This is a genomic window from Amycolatopsis sp. NBC_01480, assembly GCF_036227205.1.
In the GTDB taxonomy this organism is placed as follows: domain Bacteria; phylum Actinomycetota; class Actinomycetes; order Mycobacteriales; family Pseudonocardiaceae; genus Amycolatopsis.
Map to the genome: position 1 here is coordinate 7,143,157 of NZ_CP109442.1, position 21,634 is coordinate 7,164,790.

The window sequence follows — 21,634 nt, forward strand, 5'->3', positions numbered from 1 at the left end:
ACGAGCGTCGCCGGGCCGGGCCCCCGCGGCCGACATCCGCGCGTCCGGCCCGATAGCGTGGGGCGGTGGAGATCTCTGAGTTCGGTTCCTGGGCCACGCCGATCACGGCGGAGCTGATCACCCGGTCGGCGGCGCGCGTGACGGATGTGCGGGCCGACGGCGACGCGGTCGTCTGGTCGGAGGCGCGTCCCGAAGAGGGCGGCCGGGTCCAGCTGGTCCGCCGCGCCGCCGACGGGACCCTCACCGAGCTGCTGCCCGAGGGCTTCGACGCGCGCACGTCCGTGCACGAGTACGGCGGCGGCGACTGGTGGGTCCGCGACGGCGTCGTCTGGTTCGCGAACTGGCGCGACCAGCGCCTGTACCGCCTCGACGGCGGCGAGCCCGAAGCGCTGACCCCCGAGCCCCAGGTGCCGCGCGGCGACCGGTACGCCGACGGCGGCTTCAGCCCGGACGGCACCCGCCTGGTCGTGGTCCGCGAACGGCATCCGGCCGGCGGCGGGGGAGCCGCCGACGTCCGCAACGAACTGGTCGAACTTCACCCGGACGGGTCGTCGGGCGTCCTGGTGAGCGGCCCCGATTTCGTTGCCGCGCCGCGGTTTTCCCCGGACGGGCGCCGGCTCGCCTGGATTTCGTGGGATCACCCGGCCATGCCGTGGGACGACACCGTGCTGACCGTGCGGGACCTCGGCACCGGCGAGGACACGGTGGTCGCGGGCGGCCCCGGCGAGTCCGTCACGGAGCCCCGCTGGCTGCCTGACGGCACGCTGCAGTTCATCTCCGACCGCACCGGCTGGTGGAACCTGTACCGCTGGACGCCCGGCGGCGGGGTGGAGCCGGCCGTGGTGCTGGACGCCGAGATCGGCGTCGCGGGCTCGGCGCTGGGCCCGGCCCGGTACGCCACGCTGCCGGACGGCCGCACGGTTTTCGCCCGCTGGAGCGGCGGCCTGGACGGCCTCGCGGTCGCGGCCGCCGACGGCACCGTGACCGAGCTCGGCCTGCCGTTCACCGTGATCCGCGCGGTCCGGGCCACCGGGACCGGCGAGGTCGTGGTGCTCGCCGGCTCGCCGACCACGGAGCCGGGGGTCTACGCCGTCACGGCGGAGGGAGCGGTCCGGACCCTGCGCGAACCCCGTGACACGGGCATCGACCCGGGCTACCTGTCCGTGCCCGAGGCGATCGATTTCCCTTCCGGCGAAAGGGTTTCGCACGCGCTGTTCTACCCGCCGGCGAACCCGGCCCACGCCGGGCCCGAGGGCAGCCGGCCGCCGCTGATCGTGATCGTCCACGGTGGACCGACGGCGAGCGCGGCCCCCGTGCTGTCGCTCGGCGTGCAGTACTGGACCAGCCGCGGGTTCGCCGTGGTGGACGTCAACTACGCGGGCTCGACCGGGTTCGGCCGCGCGTACCGCGACGAGCTGCGCGGCACCTGGGGCGTGCTCGACGTGGCCGACTGCCTGGCGGCCGCCCGCTGGCTCGCGGCCGAGGGGCGCGTCGACGGGGAGAAGCTGCTGATCCGCGGCGGCTCCGCGGGCGGGTACACCGTGCTGGCCGCGCTGGTGCGCGAGGACACGCCGTTCGCCGCCGGCACCGACATGTTCGGCATCGCCGACCTCGAGGCGCTGGCCGCCGACACGCACAAGTTCGAAAGCCGCTACCTGGACCGGCTGATCGGCCCGTACCCCGAGGCCCGCGAGGTGTACGTGGACCGCTCGCCGATCCACCGGGTCGACGCGTTCGCCCGGCCGCTGCTGGTGCTGCAGGGCGCCGACGACCCGGTGGTGCCGCCGAACCAGTCCGAGCTGATCGTCGACGCCCTGCGCGCGCGGAAGGTCCCGGTCGCGTACCTGCTGTTCGAAGGCGAGCAGCACGGCTTCCGCCGGGCGGAGACCCTGCACCGCTCGCTCGACGCGGAACTCAGCTTCTACAGCCAGATCTTCGGTTTCCCGCTGCCCGCGGGAGAGGTCATCGAGCCGGTCGAGGTGGAGAACCTGCCCTGAGGGCTCAGGAGTTCTTGCCCGGCAGCGCGAGCCGGAAGATCTTGCGCACCACCGAACCGAGCTGCTTCGACAGCGAGCCGGTGTTGTACGGCAGCCCGTACTTCTCGCAGATCGCGCGGACCTCGCCGGCGATCTGCGGGTAGCGCCGCGACGGGATGTCCGGGAACAGGTGGTGCTCGATCTGGTGGCTGAGATTTCCCGACAGCAGGTGGAAAAGCGGGCTGCCGCTGATGTTGGCCGAGCCGACCATCTGGCGCAGGTACCAGCCGCCGCGGCTCTCGTCCTCGGCCTGCTCCTCGGTGAACACCTCGGCGCCGTCGGGGAAGTGGCCGCAGAAGATGATCGAGAACGCCCACAGGTTGCGCACCAGGTTCGCGCTGACGTTCGCCGCCAGCGTGAGCGGCGCCAGCGGCCCGGTCAGGGCCGGGTAGAGCAGGTAGTCCTTGCCCGCCTGGCCGGCCACCTTGCGCAGCATCGGCCCGAGCAGCGGCCGGACGTCGGACCAGCCCCGCTCGCCTTGCACGATCCGGTCGGCTTCCAGGTCGTGCAGCATGATGCCGTACTCGAAGAACAGCGCCTGCGCCGCGGCGTAGACCGGGTTGCCGAGGTAGTACGGGTGCCACGGCTGGTCCTCGGTGATGCGGAGGATGCCGTAGCCGACGTCGCGGTCCTTGTCGAGGATGTTGGTGTACGTGTGGTGCATGAAGTTGTGCGAGCGGCGCCACTGGCCGCTCGGGCAGACCATGTCCCATTCGAAGGTCTGCGAGTTGAGCGCGGGGTCCTTCATCCAGTCGTACTGGCCGTGCAGGACGTTGTGGCCGATCTCCATGTTGTCGAGGATCTTCGACACCGACAGGGCGGCGACCCCGCCGAGCCACGCGGGCGGGAACCAGCCGGCGAACAGCAGGACGCGGCCGGACACCTCGCACAGCCGCTGCACCGCGATCACCTTGCGGATGTAGTCGGCGTCGACGGCGCCGAGGTCGTCGACGACCCGCTGGCGCAGCGCGTCGAGTTCCTCGCCCATCTCGTCGATGAGCGAGGGGCCGAGCTGGGCGGTGGTCATCGTCATAAGCGTCTCCTCGGGTGGAGCGAGGTGGGCACGCCGTGGCAGCACGGCGGAAGGGAAAGGGCGGATCCCCGGGCGGCGTTGCCGGAAAAAGGGGCTTCAATGTCGCGCGCGGCGCGGGACGTCGTCGGCGGGTCCGCGGACGCTCAGACCGCCGAGGGTAGCCGCTGCCCCGGCCGGCCGGGCTCGGCAAACGGGTAACTGTGCCTCGGGTGGGCAGGGTCACCACGGCTTTCGTGCTCCCGGCTGACGGAGACGTGGACGGCCACCCCGGGCGTTCCAGCCGGTTTGTCCCGGAGGGGCAACGCGCCGAGCGCCGCGCGGATCCCGGGTTCGACCGCCGCGACGGACAACCGGAAACCCTCGGCCGCGGCGTTTTCCCCGGCCTCACGCAGCGCGGCCAGCGACGCCTCGCCGAGGCCTTCGCAGGCGGTCAGGTCGACCACTAGCAGGCTCCAGCAGAGTTTTCGCGCTTCGGCGAGTTGTTCGGCCACAGCGGCGTCACCGGCCTCGTCGAGCCGGCCCGCCACCGTGACGGTCACCGTCCCCGGGCTGATCCTGGTGGCCACGGTCGCGACCCGCTCGGCGTGCCCGGGCTCGGGCGGCGGGGCGACCTTCGAGGGCACTGTTTCGTGGGTTGACGATCTGCGATTCACCGGTCTGTGGTGCACGACGGTCATCGGGACCTCCTGGCTGGAGCGGTCACGGCCAGGGACTGGGGTCATGGTGACGGAAATCAAGTGTAAGCCGTCCGCGCCGGGCCGGTTTCGTGACTTGCCCCGGCGGGGCACCAGGACGATGCTGAACGGGGTAGTCGCCGTCGGCGACCATGCCGAGGGGTGGTCATGAGGGACACGTCGGCCGGACGGGCCGATCTGGGTGGGTTTGCCGGAATCCGGGGGCGTCGGTGAGCTGGCCGGACACCCCGGAGGGGGCGTCGCCGGAGGGGCGGACCGGCGTCCTGCTCGTGGGTACCCGCGGCGGAGACGGTCCCGGTGAAGTGCTGCTCAAGATCCGCGGCGGCACCGAAACCTACCGGGCCTACTCCGAAGTACCACTCCCGAAGGGGACGACCGTGCTGGTCGTCGAGCAGCGCCCGCACCGCGCCGTCGACGTCGTGGCTTGGACGGAACCCTTCACCCCGTAGCTAGGAGAGAACGAAGATGTTCGGATACCGAGTGCCCGCGCCCGACGAGGCGATGCTGATCTCCGGCGGCAAGCGCGGGAGTTCGGGTGAGGGGCCGTTCCGCGTGGTCACCGGGCACGGCGCGTTCATCATGCCGTTCTTCCGCAAGGTCCGGTTCCTGACGTTGAGCATGGCCGAGGCGGAGGTGTCGGAGACCTGCGTGACCAAGCAGGCGATCACGCTGAACGTCCGCGCGGTCATCGCGTTCAAGGTCGGCAACGACACCGAGAGCATCGTCAACGCCGGCCAGCGGTTCCTTTCGGACCAGGGGCAGATGTCGGTGCTGACCGGGCGGATCTTCGCCGGGCACCTGCGCTCGATCGTCGGGTCGATGACGGTGGAGGAGATCGTCACCGAGCGGCAGAAGCTGGCCACCGAGGTGCTCGACGGCTCGGCCGCGGAGATGGCGAAGATCGGCCTCACCATCGACTCGCTGCAGATCCAGTCGATCGACGACATGAAGCTCGGCTACATCGCCGCGATGGCCGCGCCGCACAACGCCGCCATCCAGCGCGAGGCGCAGATCGCCCAGGCGCGCGCCGACCAGGCCGCGGCCGAGGCGGCGCAGGAGTCGCACCGGCGGCAGGCGGAGTACTCGCGCAAGACCGCCGTCGTGCAGGCGCAGTACAAGGCCGAGGTGGACAAGGCGCAGGCCGAGGCCGCCCAGGCCGGCCCGCTGGCCGAGGCGACCGCGCAGCGCGAGGTGATCAACGCCCGTACCGAACTCGCCCAGCGCGAAGCCCTGCTGCGTCAGCAACAGCTGGTGACCGAGGTCGTCCGCCCGGCCGAGGCGCAGGCGGAGCAGGTGCGCGTGATGGCCCGCGCGGACGCCGAAGCGATGGAGATCAAGGCCGCGGCCGCCGCGTCGCACAACCGCGTCGCGCTCGACCGCCTGGTGATCGAGCAGCTGCCGGAGATCGTCAAGGAGGCGGCGCGCGGCCTCAGCGGCGCGCAGGTGACTGTCCTCAATGGAGCGGACGGCCTCGGCGAGATCGCCGCCGGACTGGTCAGCCAGGGCATGGCGATCCTGGACTCGGTCAAGGCCGGCATCGGCCGCCCGTCTTCGGGCGACGCGGAGCCGTCGGCCCCGGCGGACAACCACGCCGCTTCGGATCAGAGCAAGCCCGCGATCGAGCGCTGATTTTCTGAAGGCCACCGCGCTTGCGGTGGCCTTCAGCGGTCGCTTCGCCGGAGCGCCACGGCGACGAGCAGCGCGACCGCGACCAGAGCAGCGCTGGTCCAAACCGGACCGAGATCACCACTCCCGGCTCCGAGCACGCCCGCCGCGATGGCCGGCCCGCCCGCCGCGCCGACGTTGAGCGCCGCGGTGGCGTATGAGCCGGCCATGGTCGGCGCGCCCGCGGATTCGTACAGCACTCTGGCGATCAGCGTGCTGCCCAACGCGAACGACAGCGCTCCTTGGACGAACACCAGGGCCAGCAAGGCAACCGGGCCGGCGGCCAGCGCGGCCATGGTGAGCCAGCCGAGCAACAGCAACGGCCCACCCACCGCGATCACCAGGCCGGGCCGCCGATCGGACAACCGCCCCGCCCCGGTGACCCCGGCGAACGACCCGAGCCCGAAGAGCACCAGCGCGACCGGCACCCAGGGTTCGGCCAGCCCGGCCGTGCCGGTGACGATCGGGGCCAGGAAGGTGAACGTCGCGAAGGTGGCTGCGTTGACGAGCGCGCCGAGGACCATGGTGAGGGCCAGGCGGGGGTTGGCCAGCTGGCGGATCTCGGCTCGTAGCGAGGGTGCTGGTTTTTGTTCTGGTGACTGGGGTTTCGGCGGTTGAATGTGGCCGGCTCCCAGTTCTGGGGCTGCGTTGGCAGGAAACCCTTTCACCACACCGAAAGCCGCGGGCAGGCACAGGATCGCGATCGCCCAGAAGGTGGCCCGCCAGCCGAGCAAAGTGCCGAGGACCGCGCCGCCGGGGACGCCCGCGATGGTGGCCACTGTTGTCCCGGCGAGCAGGATCGCCAATGCCCGTCCCTTCCGGTCCGGGGCGACCAGTGCGGCCGCGGCAGTCAGGGCCGCCGCCAGGAAACCGGCGTTCGCCAGCGCGGCGACGACGCGGGTGACCAGCAGCGCCGGAAAGCTCGTCGTGACAGCGCCCGCGAGATGAGCCGCGGCGAACACCAGGACGAAACCGAGCAGCGAGGCACGGGCGGGCCACCGTCGCGCGAGTGCGGCCGTCAACGGCGCACCGACGGCCATGCCGATCGCAAAAGCCGAGGTCAGCAGCCCGGCAGTGCCGATCGGCACACCAAGCCCGTTGGCGATGTCCGGCACCAATCCGGCGAGCATGAATTCCGAAGTGCCCATCGCGAAGACGGCTACAGCGAGGAGGTAGAGGGAAAATGGCATCAAAGGCTCCGAGGTGAGAGAGAACGACCAGGCGTCTCGTCACCGCGGTCAGCACCCCTGAGCGCTCGCACCGAACCCGCCAAGGGGTGTCAGTGGTTCAGGGCGCAGTTATCGGTCCCGTGGCGGGGGAGCGGCGTGCACTCCCCGGCAGGGGACTGTCAGTGGTTCAGGGGGCTGACGGCGTGACCGAAAGCCCCCACCGTGTCCGCCTCAGGGCTCGACATGGCGCCCACGGTACTCACCGTCGCCGGTCGCCGCGCAACCGGATTTCACTGCTCCGTCGCGGTGCACTGTTGCCGTGGCCGCCGAGTCCATCGGGTCCGGAGAGCCCGCCGCGACAACCGAGTCCGCCGAAACCGCAGCCACCTCCCGACGCAACCGAGTCAACGCGACCCCGGCCAGCACCACCGCCATCCCGACCCCAGCCCGCAACCCGATCGCCTCATGAAGCACGATCGCGCCCAGCGCCACGGACACCACCGGCAGCAGATAACCAACCGTCGCGGCGTTGGTGGCGCCTTCGTCCGCGATGATGCGGTACGTGAGGTGAAAAGTGAGCCCCGTGGCGAACACCCCCAGCGCGACGATGGCGACCAAACCCACCACCGTGAGCCGGATCGGCGTGAAGCCAGTCGGCAAGGCCAGTGCGGACAAACCCGTCGCGGCGGTGAGCTGGGCTGACGACAGGGACAGCGTCGGCACGCCCCGGCCGACCAGATGCCGTCCCATGTAAGCGAAGCCGACCGCGTAACTGGTGGCCGCGGCGCACAGGGCCAGCCAGCCCCAGCCGGCCGTCCCGGCTGATGCCCACGGGGCGAAGATCAGGACCGTCCCGGCGAAGCCGAGCAGCAGCCCGGTCAAGCGCGCCGGGCGCAGGCGGCGTTCCGAGCCCAGGAACAGGCCGATCAGCAGGGACCACAGCGGCGTCGTCGCGCTGAGCACGCCGGCCACGCCCGAGCCGACGGTCTCCTGGCCCACGCTGAACAGGAAAAAGGGCAGCGCGTTGCAGAAGAACGCGGCCACGACCAGGTGCCCCCAGATCCGCCACCCGCGCGGCAGCCGTCGCCGCCCGACCGCGGACGCGACGATCAGCGTCACCGCACCCAGCGCGCACCGCAGGAAGGTCACCTGCGCCGGCGAGAACGCGGCCAGCGCCAGCTCGATCCAGAGGAACGTCGACCCCCACACCAGGGCCAGCACCGCCACCCGGGCCACCGCCCAGGCCCGTTTTCCTTGTGTCATGAGAAAAACCCTGCCCGCGCCGGACGACGGCGACAAGCGCGAACTGCTTCACCACCGTTAAGCCGGACTACATAGTCCACATCGGACAGTTCAGCCGTGTCGCCCGGCCGGCAGCGCGTCGTCGAGGGTGGCGACGATGGTGAGTACCCGGTCGAGCGCGGAGATCTGCAGGACGCGCAGCACCGCACGGTTCTGGGTGACGATCTTGAACGCGGCCGCCCGCTCGCGGCACCACTCCTCGAGCTGGACGAGCACGGTCAGCCCGGCGGAGTCCAGGAACGTCACGCCGGTGAACTCGAGGATCAGCAACGCCGGGGCGGGCCCGTCGGGCGCGGCCTCCGCCCGCAGCAGCGGCGCCGTGGACACGTCGACCTCGCCGACGGCGTGCACCAGCCAGGTGGTGCCGAGCCGTTCGCCGGAAAGGCGCAACAGCGGGGGTTCGGTGCTCTCCATCGTGACGGCCTCCTGGGCCGGAACGGCGGCCGAGGAAACCAGCCTACGGCCTCACCGCGCCAGCGCTGGTAGCCGGGCTGTGCCGTGGCGGGAGATTCAGCCGATCGCCATCCCGCTGACGATGCGGCCCTGGTCGTTCCAGCCGCGGTGGCTGTCGCCGCCGTGCCAGGAGTACAAGGTGGCTGTGTCGGGGTCGCCGATGAGGCAGTCGGCGCTGCCGTTGCCACGGCAGGTTCAGCCGATCGGCACCCCACTCGCGATCCTGCCCTGGTCGATCCAGCCGCCGTGGCCGTCGCCGCCGGACCAGGAATACAGGGTCGCCGCGTTGGTGTCGGGGTCGCCGAAGACGTAGTCCGCGCTGCCGTCGCCGGTCGCGTCGGCCAGGCTTACGCGGTCGGCGGTCGTGGTGAGGCCGGTTGCGACCTGGCCGTAGGGGATCCAGGCGCCGTGGCCGTCGCCGCCGCGGTTCAGGTACAGGGTGACGGCGCCGTTGTCGGCGATCGTCAGGTAATCGGCGCGGCCGTCGCCGTCGAGATCGGCGAACCGCACGCGGGACGGGTCGGTGGTGGTGCCGGTGGCCACCTGGCCGAGCCCGATCCAGCCGCCGTGACCGTCGCCGCCGCGGTTGAGGTACACGGAGACGGCGCCGTTGTCGGCGATCGTCAGGTAGTCGGTGCGGCCGTCGCCGTCGAAGTCGGCGAACCGCACCCGGGAAACGTCCGTGGTGGTCCCGGTGGCGACTTGGCCGAGATCGGTCCAGCCGCCATGACCGTCGCCGCCGCGGTTCAGCCGCACCGAGACGGCGCCGTTGTCGGCAATCGTCACGTAGTCAACTCGGCCATCTCCGTCGAAATCGGCGAACCGCACCCGCGACGGGTCCGTGGTGGTCCCGGACGTGACCGGGCCGAGCACGTCCCAGCCGCCGTGCCCGTCGCCGCCGCGGTTGAGGTAGGCCGAAACCTCGCCGTTGCTGGCGACGGTGAGGTAGTCGGCGCGGCCGTCACCGTCGAAGTCCGCCCAGCGCACCTTGCCCGAGCCGCCCGCCTCGGTGCCCGCCGCCAGCGGGGGACGGCCGGTGACCACACCGTCGGTCCAGGCCTGGTCCAGCGCGCCGTAGAGGCTCTGCGCCATCCGCAGGTAACCGGCGTCGTCCGGGTGCAGCCCGTCGGCCATCTCGGCCGAGGTCAGCGCGGGCGGGTCGACGTACCGCATCTGGTGGCCCGCCTGCTGTTCGGCCGCCTGGAACCCCTTGACCCGGCTGTTGAACGCCGCGACCTGGCCCTGCAGCCCCGGCGTGGTCGGGATCAGCCCCAGCACGAGCACCGCGACGCCAGGATGGTCGGTGAAGATCCGGTCGAGCAGCGCCCGCAGGCGGTCCGGCGCGCCGGGCAGGTCGATGCCCCGGTTGAGGTCATTGATCCCGAGGTGCAGCAGCACGACGTCGGGCCGGGCGTCGGCCACCCAGCCGTCGATCCCGGCGGCGATCTCGTCGATCGTGTAACCGCTGTGCCCCTCGTTCGCGGGCGCGACCAGGCTGCCGGACGCCTGGCTCCCGACGAACCGCGCGGCGTAGCGCGACTGCCCGCCGATCATCGTCCACAGTGGAGCGCGGTACGACGAATTCGTCGCACTCCCCACGCCCCAGGTGATCGAGTCGCCCAGCGGCATGACCCGGACGACGGGCGCGAGCGCCGCCGCGCCGGCCGGGACGACCACCGCGGCGAGCCCGGCCAGCACGACGGCGGCGAGCGTCAGCAGGCGGCGCATCTCAGGACGCCGCGTTCATGACGTCGAGCGCGCTCTGCTGACGCGCGGCGTCGATCTTGTCCAGTGGCCCGGACCAGCGCAGGCCGTACTGGTCAAGGGAATTGCGGTCCGAGCCGTACGCCCGGTCGGCCTGGCGTTTCAGGTAAGCGGTGTACGGATGGTCGGACAGCGCCGCGTTCAGCGCGGCCAGCCCGCGCGCGTCGGCGCCCTTGAACGACGGCCCGTCCCCGCCGCAATCGCCGGTCTCACAGGGGTCGCGGAGGATCCCGTCGGAGGTGTTGAGCGAGCCGGACGTGGTGTTCGCGTCGCCGAGCTGGCGCGCGGTGGTCAGCAGGGAGCTGTCGCCGGTGGCGCGGTTCAGCTCCGTCAGCGCGTTGATCAGCACGCCCTGGTTGTACGACCACACCGTGCTTCCGTTGTTCTTGCAGGTGTTCAGGTCCGTGCCGTCGTTCACCAGGTTCGAGCCGTTGACCATGCCGGTGCCCTGGAACCAGCTCCAGCCGCTGCGCGCGCGGCCGAGGTAGGTGCTGTCGCCGGAGACCCGGTTGTGCAACGCGGCGTTCAGCTGGATGTAGAGCGAGTTCGCGATGGCGTTCTTGTACGTCTTGGCGGTGCTCCACCAGACCCCGCCGCCGCAGGTGTTGTCCCAATAGGACGCCATGTAGTCCGCGTCCGACCGGGCGGTGGACAGGTAGCGGCTGTCGCCGGTCAGGTCGTACGCGGCCACCCAGGCCAGGCCCCACCAGCCGGTGTCGTCGATGTAGTCGTTGCGGAACTGGCCCAGACCGCTGTTGACGTTCAGGTCGTAGGTGCGCCCGATCGCGTAGTTGTAACTGTTCATCCCGGTCACCTTGATGTTGCCGATGACCGCGGTCAGCGCGTTCGCCGAGTTCCACCAGCCGGTGGTCGAGAACAGGCCGGTCTGGAGGTTGTAGAACATCATCTGCGCGGTGGCCGCCGCGGTGCGCCGCTCGCCGGCGTTCCACGGGGTGCGCGCCCACGAGGTGCACGCGATGTCCGCGCGGTCGCCGGCTTTGCCGCAGGCCCGCAGCGCGCCGACGCCGAGGTTGTTCCAGTCGTCGACGTTGTACATCAGCGTGCGCCAGCCGGTCTGCCCGGCCGGGGTGACGGTGTCGCCCAGCTTGCTGCCCGAGGCCCAGCTCTGGCCGCCGTCGAAGGAGCGGTCCAGCCACACCTCGTCGCCCGGGTTGCCGGTGCCGATCGAGGCCCAGCCCATCGCGTCGGTGTCGTCGAAGTGCAGCACGATCGACCGGGAGAACAGGGTGACCGAAAGCGGGGTCCGGTCGCCGGGGGACAGCGCGGGATCGGCGGCGTCGCAGCGTTTGTTGCAGATCGCGGCCTGCACAGCGGGGGTCTTCGGCGGCGTGGAAGTGGGCGCGGGCTGGTGCGGCCCGGGCGCGTGTGCCGGGGGAGTGCTGCTGGTCGGGGGAGTGGGCGCCGGGGGAGTGACGGGCGGATGCGCGGCCACGAGGAGCTGGGCGGCCAATGCGGTGGCGGTCATGAGGATGCGCACGGAGGCGGGTCTGAACCGGGCAGCGGGCATGACGGTCCTCCTCGTGGGGACACGAGAGCGGCCTCCCGGAACAGGGGAGGCAGCGAGAAGACCGCACGGGCCCGGCGGTGGGTTCGATTCAGCGTGACTCGCGGATTGCCGCTGTGTCAACGAAAACCGGGGAAACTGGTTCAGACAACTTTCTGTCCGGTCCGCCCGCCGATCCTTCGGTGCGACCGTAGCGACAGGACTGCCGGTGAGCGGGACAATGCCCGCCGCTCACCCGGTGCCCGGTCAGGGCGAAAGCTCTTCCAGCGCCCGGTTCCGCGCCCGCGGGGTGAACTGCGCGAGCGCCGCGGCGACGACCAGGAACCCGGAGACGAGCAGCAACGCGGGCAGCGGGGCGAGCTTCGGCACCAGCGGCGCGATGACCAGCACGCCCATCGCGCCGCCGAGCACGCCGAGGCCGTCGACGAGCCCGAATCCCGCGGACCGGATCCGCGTCGGGAAGCTTTCGGCGGACAGCGCGAAGGTCGGCGGCACCCAGACGTTGAACCCGAAGAACACCAGGAACGAGCCGGCGAACGCCCAGCCGATCGACGAGCCGAGCGTGGCGATGACCACGGCGCCCAGCACCGTCAGCGCCGCCCCGACCGGCAGCCAGTAACGGCGTTCCAGTGCCTCGGAGAACCGCGCCGAGAACAGGCCCTGCACGAAGAACCCGATCCCGCCGACGGCCGAGATCATGCCCGCGACCGGCGCGGTGAAGTGCAGCGTGGTCAGCACGACGGTCGACCCGGTGGAGTAGCCGAAAACCGTGGCGTAACCGAAGAACCACATGGCCACCAGCAGCAGAGCGCGGCGCCGGTAACGACTGTCCCGCAACAGATCCCGGTACGCGCGGGCGGTGCCGACGGGCCGGGCTGGAGGCGCGGTCGCGGGGGCCGGGTCGGTCAGTGGACCGCGGCGCAGCGCCCGGGCTTCGGCGCGGGTGACCACGGCGTCGGCCTCGGCGAGCCGGCCGTGCTCGACCAGCCAGCGCGGCGATTCCGGCAGCCGCAGCATCGCCAGCACCGCGAGCGCGGCCAAGGCGAACGCGAGCCAGTAGATCCAGCGCCAGCCCTGCTCGAACCCCGGCCCGGCCACGGCGATCGGCAGCCCGGCCGGGAACGGCGCGGGCTCGGTCGTGAGCACCAGGCCGAGCCCGATGCCGACCATCGCGCCGAGTGTGCACAGCACAAACGTGATCGCGGTGTAGCGCGCCCGGGCCGCCGCCGGGGCCAGCTCGCCGACGTAGGTGTTGCCGATCGCGAGCGTCGCCCCCATGGCGACGCCGGTGATCGCGCGCCCGGCCACGAAGACCCCGTAATCACCGGCCAGTGCGGTCACCAGTGAGCCGGCCACCGAGAACGAGAGCGCGACCAGCAGCGCGTTGCGCCGCCCGAACCGGTCGGACAGCGGGGCGACGAACAGCCCGCCGAGCAGGTACCCGGCGAGGTACACGCACACCGGCAGGGTCAGGAATCCTTGTGCGGTACCGGGAGTGCAGCCCGGCCGGACGGCGACGCAGGTCTGGATGAACGAGACGTTGATGTCGAAGTTGCCGTAGAAGATCACGAACATCGCCAGCCCGACCACGCCGGTGGCGGCGCCGGCGAGCGCGCGGCGCGGCAGCCGTTCGAGCCGGGCGACGATCTCGGCCGCGGGTTCGTGCTCCGGCCCGGTCCGTGGTGCCGCACTGGACATCGGTGCTCCCTCGATCGGCGCTGATCCGGCAGGTGCCCGAAAAGGTAACTTGTCCACGAGATCGTCACAAGAGTCACAGACGAAATCGTTGACAATATGGTGTACGGTGCCGGGTGTCTTCGCGAGAACGGAGCACGGAAGTGGCCATACCATCCCGGATCGCCCACCTCGGGCACGTCGAGCTGCTCACCCCGGAACCCGAACGCAGCCTCTGGTTCTTCACCGAGATCCTGGGCCTGACCGAGCACAGCCGCGACGGCGACTCGGTTTTCCTCCGCACCTGGGACGACTACGAGCTGTACAGCCTGGTGCTCACCGCGCACGAGACGTCCGGGCTGCGCCGCACCGCGTTGCGCACCACGGGACAGCGTGAGCTGGACGAACTGGTCGCCGCGGCCGAGGCGGCGGGGCGGGGCGGGCGCTGGCTGGGGCCGTCGGCCGGGCTCGGCCCGAGCTACCTGTGCACCGACCCGGACGGCCACGAAATCCGGCTGTACTGGGAAACCGAGTGGTACCAGGCACCCGAGGGGCTGCGGCCGTCGCTGAAGAACCAGGCGCAGGCGTACCCCGGCCGCGGCGTGGGCGTGCGGCGGCTCGACCACGTCAACTTCCTTGCCGCCGAGCCCGGTCCGAACGGCGAGTTCGTCCAGGACGTGCTGGGCGGGCGCGTGACCGAGCAGATCGTGAACGACGACGGGTCCGTCGCCGCGCAGTGGCTGACCTTCACCAACAAGTCCTACGACCTCGTGTACACCGGCGATTGGACCGGCAGCAACGGCCGCCTGCACCACCTCGCGTTCGCCGCCGACACCCGCGAGGACATCCTGCGCGCGGCCGACATCTGCCTCGACCACGACGTGTTCATCGAGACCGGCCCGCACAAACACGCCATCCAGCAGACGTTTTTCCTCTACGTGTACGAGCCGGGCGGCAACCGCGTCGAGCTGTGCAACCCGCTGACCCGGCTGATCCTGGCGCCGGACTGGCGGCCGATCACCTGGACGCAGGCCGAGCGCGCGAAGGGGCAGGCCTGGGGGCTGAAGACGATCGAGTCGTTCCACACCCACGGGACCCCGCCTGTTGAAGAAGTCCCTGTGGCGGAGGCTTAGGATCGGCCCCGTGCCGCCCGACTCGCCGCCCCCGGGGTTCGTCCTGCTGGAGTCCTCGCCGTTCGTCGAGCAGGTGGGGCCGATCTACCGCAACGGCGAAGGCCGGCTCGGGGTCCGCGTCCGCCCGGCGCACACCAACACGATGGGCTCGGTCCACGGCGGTTTCCTGATGACGGTGGTCGACATCGCCGCCGGTCAGGGCGCGCGGCGGGCCATCGGCGCCGGCTCGGTGGTCCGCACGGTCAGCACCAACGTCGACTTCCTGGCCACGGCGGGCGTCGGCAGCTGGCTGGAGGCCGACCTCACGGTGGACCGCATCGGGCGCCGTACCGTTTTCACCTCGTGCCGCGTGACGTCGGGGGAAACGGTGGTCGCGCGCGCGACCGCGGTGCTCATGCGCGGATAGCACCCGGTCGAGTGGTCGCCGATTCTTTCACTCTCTGATGCCGGATCGGCGCGACGCTCCCCGTAGTGGAGCAGCAGATTTCCGGCGATCGTCGGCACAATCGAAATTCGGGAGTCCTGGAACCACCCGGATGCCGCAGTCGTTAATCTGGCTCGCTCACTCCATCGGGCGACGGATGATAGCTTTCCGTGAGATTAATCCGCGGGGCCGTCATTGTGTTTCGCGCGTTCTCGGGACACGGTCGGAATCGTCGTTTCCGCTGAAGTCGAGGAGTGCCATGAAACGGAAAATAGCCGGTCTGGCTGCGTCGATTATCGCCCTGGTCTGCCTGGTCGCCGCCCCGGCTTCCGCGGCAGGCCCCGGCCAAGACCGGCCCGGGTGCTTTTCCGAGACCTACTCGGTCGCATTCGGTGTGGGCATCGCGGTGAACTGCGGTTTCGGCGAGGGGCCCGGATACCGGGTCGTCGCCCATTGCTCGAGTGGTGAGAACTTCTGGTACTCCCTGGGGACTTACGTGCCCTACGATTTCGGTCCTTCGGTCGCCAAATGCGAGGGCGGGCTCTTCTCCCCGGCCTCACTGGGCGGTTATCACATCGTCGAGTACTGACCGTCGACGAGTGACAATCGTGGATTGCTGAAGACTGCCGTCGTGTGGCCGCTTCCGGGCGAAGCGGCCACACGGGTCTCGCGCTGACCTGCCAGCTCCACGAGTCCCCCTCGAAGCCATGGTCACTTCACGTCAGCTGACGAAGCGGCGATCGAGCATAAACTGCGCTGAAGAGCATCGTCAACCACGATGTCCGGTTTGCCGAAGATCGCCTTCACCCCAGCTGACGCCCGGTAGGGTGCGGCCATGCCCGACACGCTCGCCGCCAAGGTGGATCACCTGTTCAGCACCGTGCGGCCGCGTGAGGGAAACGAGTACTCGTTCGAAGAGGTCGCCGAGGGCATCCGAGCCAAAGGCGGCCCCACGATCTCCGCGACCTACCTCTGGCAACTGCGAAAAGGCCTGCGCGACAACCCGACGAAGCGGCACCTGGAGGCCCTCGCGGGCTTCTTCGGCGTGCCACCTGCCTACTTCTTCGACGACGCGGAGGCCGAGCGGATCAACGCGGAGCTGACTTTGCTCAGCGCCCTGCGTGACGCCCCGGTCCGGCAAATCGCCTTGCGCGCCAATGGTTTATCCCCGAAGAGCCTCGAGGCAATCGCCGACATGGTCGACCGGGTCCGCCAACTGGAAGGCCTGCCCGACCCGGACGCGGACCAGTGACCGGTTGCGGCGACCGGCTCGGGCCGGTTGCCGAATCCTGTGATCGGCGGACCGGCGGAGCGAGCTGGCCCGGCGACCGTCGGCCCAGAGCAGCAGCAAAATCCGGCGACCGTCGGCTCGTGATCGGGCTCGGTGACCGGCTCGGGGCCGTGACCGGGCGCGTCGCCCGGCGGTTCGAGGCGGCGACCGAATCCGGTGATCGGCGGCTCGGGACAGTGGCCGGATCCGGCGACCCTAGGTTTGGGGCGGTGGCCGGGTACGGCGACCGTCGGCTCGGCGCAGCGTGCTGCTCTGGCGACTGGCGGCCCAAGGCGGCAGCCGAATCCGGCGACCGTCGGCTCGGGCGGTGACCGGGCTCGGCGACCGGCTCGGGGCCGTGACCGGGCGCGGTGACCGTCGGCTCCGCAAGCGGTGTGCCGCCCGGCTGCGCGACCTGCCGATGCCGGTGCCGTTCGACGTGCGGGTGCTCTGCGATCAGGTGGCGCGGCACCGCGGCCGCCCGATCCGGCTGGTGCCGATGGCCGGGCTGACCGGCGTCTGCGGGCTGTGGCTGGCCACCGATGAAGCAGACTTGATCTGTTATGAGGCAGCGACCAGCCCACCGCATCAGGACCACATCATCCTGCACGAGCTGGCCCACGTCCTGTGCGACCACTACCCCTCGTCCCTGCCGGAAGGCGCCGCCTCGCTGCTGCCGAGCCTCGACCCCGCGATGGTCCGGCGCGTCCTCGCCCGCGCCGGCTACTCGACCGAGGAGGAGCGCGAGGCCGAACTGCTGGCATCCCTCATCCGGCAGCAGGCCCGCACAGGCGGCACCCCCGCCGACCGGCTCCGCTCGGCGCTAGGGGGCGCCGATGCCTGAATGGCTGCTCCGGCGCCGCCGGGTGATGCTGACGGTGCGGCTGCTGCGATACCGCCAGGTGATGCCGGGGGAGTGGTTCTTGTGGGACAGCCCGGTGGTGCTGGCGGAGCGGTTGTTGCGGGACGGCCCGGTCGTGCCAGGGAGGTGGCTGCAACGGGACGGCCCGGTGATGCAGGGGAAGTGGCTGCTCCGGCACCACCAGGCCAGGCCGGGGGAGCAGCTGCAGCACAGCCCGGTAATGCCAGGAGACCCCGATGCCTGAATGGCTTCTCCACTACGCCCCAACCCTCCTGGCCTGGCTCCTCTTCACCACCCGCCGCGGCGGCGACCCCGGCCGTCGCGCCGTCCGCCAGGTGTTCCTCGGCCTCGCCGTCTCCCTGACCGCCCTGACCCCCGCCGGGCACGCGGTGATCCGCGCGGTCACCGGCGCCCCGGACCTCCCACGCCTGGTCGGGCACGCGGGCATGCTCTACGCCGCGTGGTCGGCCCAGCGGCTCCTCGCCCACCTGAACGGGATCCGCCCGCCGCGCGCGCAGGGCTGGTGGATCGGCGGCATGTTCGCCGTAATGTGCGTGCTCTTCGCGCTCATGCCCGACCTGAAACCTCAGTCTCCGTGGGTGATGGAGTACTGCTTCGCTTACGCCGCGGCGCAAATTCCGGCCTTTGTCGGCGTGATTCGGCTGGGCCTGCGGTACACGCGCCTGGCGTCCTTGCGCACCGGTCTCTACCTGGCCGTCGCGGGTACCGCCGCCGGGATCGGGTACCTGGTGAACAAGACGGTGCTGGCCGCCGCGCCGCGCTGGGGTTTCGAGTACCCGCTCGGGCACGCGTTCCTGATGTCCAAAGCACTGCCCGCCGCCGCGCACCTGCTGGTGCTCGTCGGCGTCACGCTGCCCGGGGCCGTGGCCTGGCTGGGCCGCTGGCTGCGGTACCGCCGCCTTCGTCCACTGTGGACGGCGCTGTACCGGGCCGACCCGGCGATCGCGCTGGACCCGCGCCGGCTGGTGCCGTGGGGCCTGCGGATGCGCCTCTACCGGCGGGTGATCGAGATCCGCGACGGGCTGCTCGCGCTCCAGCCCTACCGGGACCCGGCCGTCGCCGTCGCCGCGCGGGAAAGCGGGATCCGGGACGGGCTGCGCGGACGTCGGCTGGACGCGGCGGTCGAGGCCGCCGCGGTTGCCGCCGCCTTGAGCGCGCGGGCGGACGGCGTGGTGCCGGGCGCCGCGGAAAGCATCGGGCCCGGCGGCGAAGACCTCGACAGCGACACCGCGTTCCTGAGTGAGGTCGCCGTCGCCTATCGCCGCGGCGCGGTTGCCGTGCGTTGACGAGCCAGGTCTTTGTCAAAGTATTGACCGAGGGCCGGACGCGCGGAAAGGTCGGATGTCAGGTCCAGGTTGGTCGGTTTCTGCCGTGGGAGGCACCCGGTGCGGTACAGGTTCATGGCGGCGGTCCTGGCGACGGCGGTGCTCGGCGCGCCGAGTGTCGCCGCGGCGGCCCCGGCGGGGGCGCCTGCCGAAGCGCAGCTGGTCAGCGACCCGGCGTCGTACGTCGACCCGCTGATCGGCACCGGCAGCGGCGGCGGTTCGGTCGGCGAGATCAACAACTTCCCGGGCCCGGCGACGCCGTTCGGGATGATGCAGTTCTCCCCAGACACCCAAGGCTCGTACGCCGGCTACCAATATCACAGCGATCAGATCCGAGGTTTCAGCCTCGATCACGCCTCGGTCGGCTGCACCGCGTTCGGTGACGTGCCGATCCTGCCGGTGACCGGCGACGTCGGCGCGGCGCCATGGGACCGCGTCGAGCACTTCACCCACGACGACGAACAGGCCGCGCCCGGCTACTACGCCGTGACGCTCGCCGATTCGAAGGTCCGCGCGGAGCTCACCGCCACCACGCGCACCGGCCTGGCCGCGTTCACCTTCCCGGCCGGCGCGAACGCGCAGGTGCTGGTCAAGGGCGGCGCCAGCCTGGCCGGCGACTCCCACGCGGACCTGAAGGTCACCGGCGACCGCGAGGTCAGCGGCTCGGCGACCACCGGCAACTTCTGCGGCAAGGGCAACAAGTACACCGTTTACTACGACGTCACGTTCGACCAGCCGTTCACCGCGCACGGCACGTGGGACGGCACGTCGGTGAAGCCGGGCACGGACGCGGTCGACTCGCCGAAGGCCGGCGCGTACCTGACCTTCGGCTCGCAGAAAGTGGTGCACGCCAAGGTTTCGATGTCGTACGTGAGCGTCGACGGCGCGAAGGCCAACATGGCGGCGGAGATCCCGGGCTGGGACCTCGGCGCGGTGCGTCAGTCCACAAGGGACGCCTGGTCGGCCACGCTCGGCAAGATCAAGGTGGCGGGCAAGGACCCCGCGGAGCTCAGGACCTTCTACACCTTCCTGTACCACTCGCTGATGCACCCCAACACTTTCAACGACGTCGACGGCCGTTACATCGGCTTCGACGACAAGGTCCGGACGCTGCCCGCCGGGCACACGCAGTACGCCAACTTCTCCGATTGGGACACCTACCGCACGCTCGCGCCGTTGCAGGCCATGCTGTTCCCCAAACAGGCCAGCGATATGGCGCAGTCGCTCACGAACGACGCGGTGCAGGGCGGCTGGTGGCCGCGCTGGCCGATGGCGAACGACTACACCGGCCAGATGACCGGGGACAGCTCGGTGGCGCTGATTTCGAGCCTGTACGCGTTCGGCGCGCGGGACTTCGACGTCAAGACGGCGCTGAAGTACCTGGTCAAGGGCGCGACCTCGGTGGACGAGACGCCCGGCGCGTACCAGGAGCGCCGGGGCGTCGCGGACTACGTGGCCCGCGGTTACATGCCGAACAACGACGCCTCGCGCGGCGACCACGCGCGCGTCGGCGCGTCGATCACCCTGGAGTGGGCGATCGACGACTTCGCGATCGCGCAGTTCGCGCAGGGCATCGGCGACCGCGACGTCGCGCGTGAGTTCACCCAGCGCGGCCAGAACTGGCAGAACATCTTCAACCCGGCCACCGGCTACCTGCAGCCGCGCGGTGAGGACGGCCGCTTCCCGGACGGCCCGGCCTACCAGCCCCCGCCGCCGGGTGAATTCGGCCAGGACGGCTTCGACGAGGGCAACGCGGCGCAGTACACCTGGCTGGTCCCGCAGGACCCGGCCGGCCTGGTCACCGCGATGGGCGGCCCGGCGAAGACCGCGGCGCGGCTGGACACGTTCTTCCAGCAGCTGAACGTCGGCCCGAACGAGCCGTACATGTGGGCCGGCAACGAGCCGGACTTCGGGGTGCCGTGGCTGTACAACCACGTCGGGCAGCCGTGGAAGACACAGCAGGTGGTGCGGCAGATCGCGACCTCGCAGTTCAGCGCCACCCCGGACGGCGAGCCCGGCAACGACGACCTCGGCGCGCAGTCGTCCTGGTACGTCTGGGCCGCGCTCGGCATCTATCCCGGCACGCCGGGCACTTCGGATCTCGTTGTGCACAGCCCGTTGTTCGAGCGCGCGGTGCTCACGCTGCCCACCGGGCGCACTATCGACATCCGCGCGCCGAAGGCGTCGGCGACCACGCCGTACGTCCAGGATCTCCGGCTGAACGGCGCGGCGTGGAACCGCACGTCGCTGCCCGCCGGCACCGCGCACGACGGCGCCCGGCTGGACTTCGCGCTGGCCGCGCAGCCGGACAAGGGCTGGGCCGCGGGCAGCCAGCCACCGTCCTATCGGGACAGTGAACAGCCGTTCCTGGCGTCGGCGGACAACCAGCTGACGGCCGCGCCGGGCTCGACGGGCCAGGCCACGATCACCGGCCAGCGGCTCGGCGGCCACGACCCCGCTCTCGACGTCACCGTCCAGTCGCCCGCGGGCCTGACCGCCACTGCGCCGCGGCAACTCCGGCTGGACGATCGCACGGGCGGCGGGAGTGTGAAGCTGACGGTTTCCGTGCCCGCCGGAACGCCCGAGGGCTACTACCCGGTGCCGGTGACCGTCCGCGGCAGCGGCCGCACGGTGACGACTTCGGTGATCGTGCTGGTCGCCCCGAAGGGCAGTCTCACCGCCGCGTACACCAACCTCGGTATCTCCGACGACGGCGACGCCGGCTCGGCGAACTTCGACACCGCGGGCAACAGTTTGTCGAGGCAGGCACTGGCGGCGGCGGGCCTGGCCGGCGGCAAGACGGCACAGGCCGTGGGCACGACCTTCACCTGGCCCGCGGCGCCCGCGGGCCGTCCGGACAACGTCGTGCCTGCCGGGCAGGTGGTCACTCTCGCGCCTGCCGCCCGGTTGTCTTTCATTGGCACAGCAACAAATGGCGACCACCGGGGGACCGCCACTGTGACGTTCACCGACGGCACCACTGCCCAGACGGACCTGTCGTTCGGTGACTGGGTGCTGCCTGGTGGGGGTACGGATCCGGTCTACGGCAACACTTTGGTCGCGCGTGCCGCGTACCGGAACCAGCCTGGGGGTCCGGGCGGTCCGGCTTCGATCTACGCTACGTCACCGTTTGTGGTGCCGGCGGGAAAGCAGCTGGCTTCGGTGACTTTGCCGGTTGAGGCGGATCTGCATGTGTTCGCGGTGGGGCTGGGTTGAGGTTCTTGCTGGTCTGATCCTGGAGGTTTGTTGCTGTTAAAGGGTTTCTGCTTGCGGTAGGTGGTTT

General features: G+C 70.9%; 20 protein-coding genes. 11 read left to right on the top strand and 9 right to left on the bottom strand.

Annotated features, from left to right (window positions below):
- Window positions 1–65 precede the first annotated feature (65 nt).
- On the top strand, window positions 66–1,997 hold the full coding sequence (locus OG371_RS34055) for a S9 family peptidase (RefSeq protein WP_329059762.1): 1,932 nt from the start codon (window positions 66–68) through the stop codon (window positions 1,995–1,997).
- A 4-nt stretch (window positions 1,998–2,001) separates the two neighbouring features.
- On the opposite strand, the gene OG371_RS34060 is transcribed toward OG371_RS34055, so the two are convergent.
- Both OG371_RS34060 and OG371_RS34065 read right to left on the bottom strand, forming a co-directional pair.
- Entirely contained in the window at window positions 2,002–3,069 is a 1,068-nt protein-coding gene (locus tag OG371_RS34060) for a fatty acid desaturase family protein (RefSeq protein WP_329059763.1), read from the bottom strand.
- A 143-nt stretch (window positions 3,070–3,212) separates the two neighbouring features.
- Complete coding sequence (locus OG371_RS34065) at window positions 3,213–3,692, bottom strand: STAS domain-containing protein (protein ID WP_329059764.1); 480 nt, start codon at window positions 3,690–3,692, stop codon at window positions 3,213–3,215.
- Between the two features lie 281 nt (window positions 3,693–3,973).
- Here OG371_RS34065 and OG371_RS34070 point away from each other — a divergent pair, with 281 nt between their 5' ends.
- Entirely contained in the window at window positions 3,974–4,213 is a 240-nt protein-coding gene (locus OG371_RS34070; protein ID WP_329059765.1) for a hypothetical protein, read from the top strand.
- Window positions 4,214–4,229: 16 nt separating this feature from the next.
- Window positions 4,230–5,393 carry an SPFH domain-containing protein gene (locus OG371_RS34075; protein ID WP_329059766.1) on the top strand — a complete coding sequence of 388 codons (1,164 nt, stop codon included), beginning with the start codon at window positions 4,230–4,232 and terminating at the stop codon, window positions 5,391–5,393.
- Window positions 5,394–5,425: 32 nt separating this feature from the next.
- Here the strand turns inward: OG371_RS34075 and OG371_RS34080 are convergent, their stop codons facing one another.
- From OG371_RS34080 to OG371_RS34105, 6 genes are all read right to left on the bottom strand, one after another.
- Entirely contained in the window at window positions 5,426–6,619 is a 1,194-nt protein-coding gene (locus OG371_RS34080) for a Cmx/CmrA family chloramphenicol efflux MFS transporter (protein WP_329059767.1), read from the bottom strand.
- Window positions 6,620–6,829: 210 nt separating this feature from the next.
- Window positions 6,830–7,861 carry a DMT family transporter gene (locus tag OG371_RS34085; RefSeq protein WP_329059768.1) on the bottom strand — a complete coding sequence of 344 codons (1,032 nt, stop codon included), beginning with the start codon at window positions 7,859–7,861 and terminating at the stop codon, window positions 6,830–6,832.
- A 90-nt stretch (window positions 7,862–7,951) separates the two neighbouring features.
- Complete coding sequence (locus OG371_RS34090; protein ID WP_329059769.1) at window positions 7,952–8,314, bottom strand: anti-sigma factor antagonist; 363 nt, start codon at window positions 8,312–8,314, stop codon at window positions 7,952–7,954.
- Window positions 8,315–8,548: 234 nt separating this feature from the next.
- Window positions 8,549–10,081 carry an FG-GAP-like repeat-containing protein gene (locus OG371_RS34095; RefSeq protein ID WP_329059770.1) on the bottom strand — a complete coding sequence of 511 codons (1,533 nt, stop codon included), beginning with the start codon at window positions 10,079–10,081 and terminating at the stop codon, window positions 8,549–8,551.
- 1 nt (window position 10,082) lies between these two features.
- The gene (locus tag OG371_RS34100; RefSeq protein ID WP_329059771.1) at window positions 10,083–11,645 is read right to left on the bottom strand and encodes a glycoside hydrolase family 76 protein; all 1,563 of its coding nucleotides are present in this window, start codon (window positions 11,643–11,645) and stop codon (window positions 10,083–10,085) included.
- Window positions 11,646–11,888: 243 nt separating this feature from the next.
- Window positions 11,889–13,340 (bottom strand): MFS transporter, encoded by a 1,452-nt coding sequence (locus OG371_RS34105; protein WP_329059772.1) that lies wholly within the window; start codon window positions 13,338–13,340, stop codon window positions 11,889–11,891.
- Window positions 13,341–13,480: 140 nt separating this feature from the next.
- Here OG371_RS34105 and OG371_RS34110 point away from each other — a divergent pair, with 140 nt between their 5' ends.
- The 3 genes from OG371_RS34110 (at window position 13,481) to OG371_RS34120 (ending at window position 15,462) form a co-directional block, all read left to right on the top strand.
- Window positions 13,481–14,449: a VOC family protein gene (locus OG371_RS34110; RefSeq protein ID WP_329059773.1), complete on the top strand. Its 969-nt coding sequence runs from the start codon at window positions 13,481–13,483 to the stop codon at window positions 14,447–14,449.
- A 10-nt stretch (window positions 14,450–14,459) separates the two neighbouring features.
- Complete coding sequence (locus tag OG371_RS34115; RefSeq protein ID WP_329059774.1) at window positions 14,460–14,855, top strand: PaaI family thioesterase; 396 nt, start codon at window positions 14,460–14,462, stop codon at window positions 14,853–14,855.
- A 277-nt stretch (window positions 14,856–15,132) separates the two neighbouring features.
- Window positions 15,133–15,462 carry a hypothetical protein gene (locus tag OG371_RS34120; RefSeq protein ID WP_329059775.1) on the top strand — a complete coding sequence of 110 codons (330 nt, stop codon included), beginning with the start codon at window positions 15,133–15,135 and terminating at the stop codon, window positions 15,460–15,462.
- Between the two features lie 122 nt (window positions 15,463–15,584).
- Here the strand turns inward: OG371_RS34120 and OG371_RS34125 are convergent, their stop codons facing one another.
- Window positions 15,585–15,710 carry a hypothetical protein gene (locus tag OG371_RS34125; RefSeq protein ID WP_329059776.1) on the bottom strand — a complete coding sequence of 42 codons (126 nt, stop codon included), beginning with the start codon at window positions 15,708–15,710 and terminating at the stop codon, window positions 15,585–15,587.
- Between OG371_RS34125 and OG371_RS34130 the strand changes: the two genes are divergently transcribed.
- The 5 genes from OG371_RS34130 to OG371_RS34150 all read left to right on the top strand — a co-directional run bounded on the left by OG371_RS34130 (window position 15,709) and on the right by OG371_RS34150 (window position 21,567).
- Entirely contained in the window at window positions 15,709–16,125 is a 417-nt protein-coding gene (locus tag OG371_RS34130; protein WP_329059777.1) for a helix-turn-helix domain-containing protein, read from the top strand. The two genes, OG371_RS34125 and OG371_RS34130, sit on opposite strands and share 2 nt — an antisense overlap.
- Before the next feature lie 346 nt (window positions 16,126–16,471).
- Window positions 16,472–16,987, top strand: coding sequence for a hypothetical protein (locus OG371_RS34135; RefSeq protein ID WP_329059778.1), 516 nt, complete (start codon window positions 16,472–16,474; stop codon window positions 16,985–16,987).
- Window positions 16,980–17,249 (top strand): hypothetical protein, encoded by a 270-nt coding sequence (locus tag OG371_RS34140; protein ID WP_329059779.1) that lies wholly within the window; start codon window positions 16,980–16,982, stop codon window positions 17,247–17,249. The genes OG371_RS34135 and OG371_RS34140 overlap by 8 nt, the downstream gene beginning before the upstream one ends.
- Window positions 17,242–18,312, top strand: coding sequence for an MAB_1171c family putative transporter (locus OG371_RS34145; protein WP_329059780.1), 1,071 nt, complete (start codon window positions 17,242–17,244; stop codon window positions 18,310–18,312). The genes OG371_RS34140 and OG371_RS34145 overlap by 8 nt, the downstream gene beginning before the upstream one ends.
- 99 nt (window positions 18,313–18,411) lie before the next feature.
- The gene (locus OG371_RS34150; RefSeq protein WP_329059781.1) at window positions 18,412–21,567 is read left to right on the top strand and encodes a GH92 family glycosyl hydrolase; all 3,156 of its coding nucleotides are present in this window, start codon (window positions 18,412–18,414) and stop codon (window positions 21,565–21,567) included.
- Window positions 21,568–21,634 lie beyond the last annotated feature (67 nt).

Bases quoted from the DNA above. Each gene is read 5' to 3' on its own strand.
- OG371_RS34060 (WP_329059763.1), bottom strand. From the start codon at position 3,069: ATGACGATGACCACCGCCCAGCTCGGCCCCTCGCTCATCGACGAGATG.
- OG371_RS34075 (WP_329059766.1), top strand. From the start codon at position 4,230: ATGTTCGGATACCGAGTGCCCGCGCCCGACGAGGCGATGCTGATCTCC.
- OG371_RS34080 (WP_329059767.1), bottom strand. From the start codon at position 6,619: ATGCCATTTTCCCTCTACCTCCTCGCTGTAGCCGTCTTCGCGATGGGC.
- OG371_RS34085 (WP_329059768.1), bottom strand. From the start codon at position 7,861: ATGACACAAGGAAAACGGGCCTGGGCGGTGGCCCGGGTGGCGGTGCTG.
- OG371_RS34090 (WP_329059769.1), bottom strand. From the start codon at position 8,314: ATGGAGAGCACCGAACCCCCGCTGTTGCGCCTTTCCGGCGAACGGCTC.
- OG371_RS34095 (WP_329059770.1), bottom strand. From the start codon at position 10,081: ATGCGCCGCCTGCTGACGCTCGCCGCCGTCGTGCTGGCCGGGCTCGCC.
- OG371_RS34100 (WP_329059771.1), bottom strand. From the start codon at position 11,645: ATGCCCGCTGCCCGGTTCAGACCCGCCTCCGTGCGCATCCTCATGACC.
- OG371_RS34105 (WP_329059772.1), bottom strand. From the start codon at position 13,340: ATGTCCAGTGCGGCACCACGGACCGGGCCGGAGCACGAACCCGCGGCC.
- OG371_RS34120 (WP_329059775.1), top strand. From the start codon at position 15,133: ATGAAACGGAAAATAGCCGGTCTGGCTGCGTCGATTATCGCCCTGGTC.
- OG371_RS34130 (WP_329059777.1), top strand. From the start codon at position 15,709: ATGCCCGACACGCTCGCCGCCAAGGTGGATCACCTGTTCAGCACCGTG.
- OG371_RS34125 (WP_329059776.1), bottom strand. From the start codon at position 15,710: ATGGCCGCACCCTACCGGGCGTCAGCTGGGGTGAAGGCGATCTTCGGC.
- OG371_RS34140 (WP_329059779.1), top strand. From the start codon at position 16,980: ATGCCTGAATGGCTGCTCCGGCGCCGCCGGGTGATGCTGACGGTGCGG.
- OG371_RS34145 (WP_329059780.1), top strand. From the start codon at position 17,242: ATGCCTGAATGGCTTCTCCACTACGCCCCAACCCTCCTGGCCTGGCTC.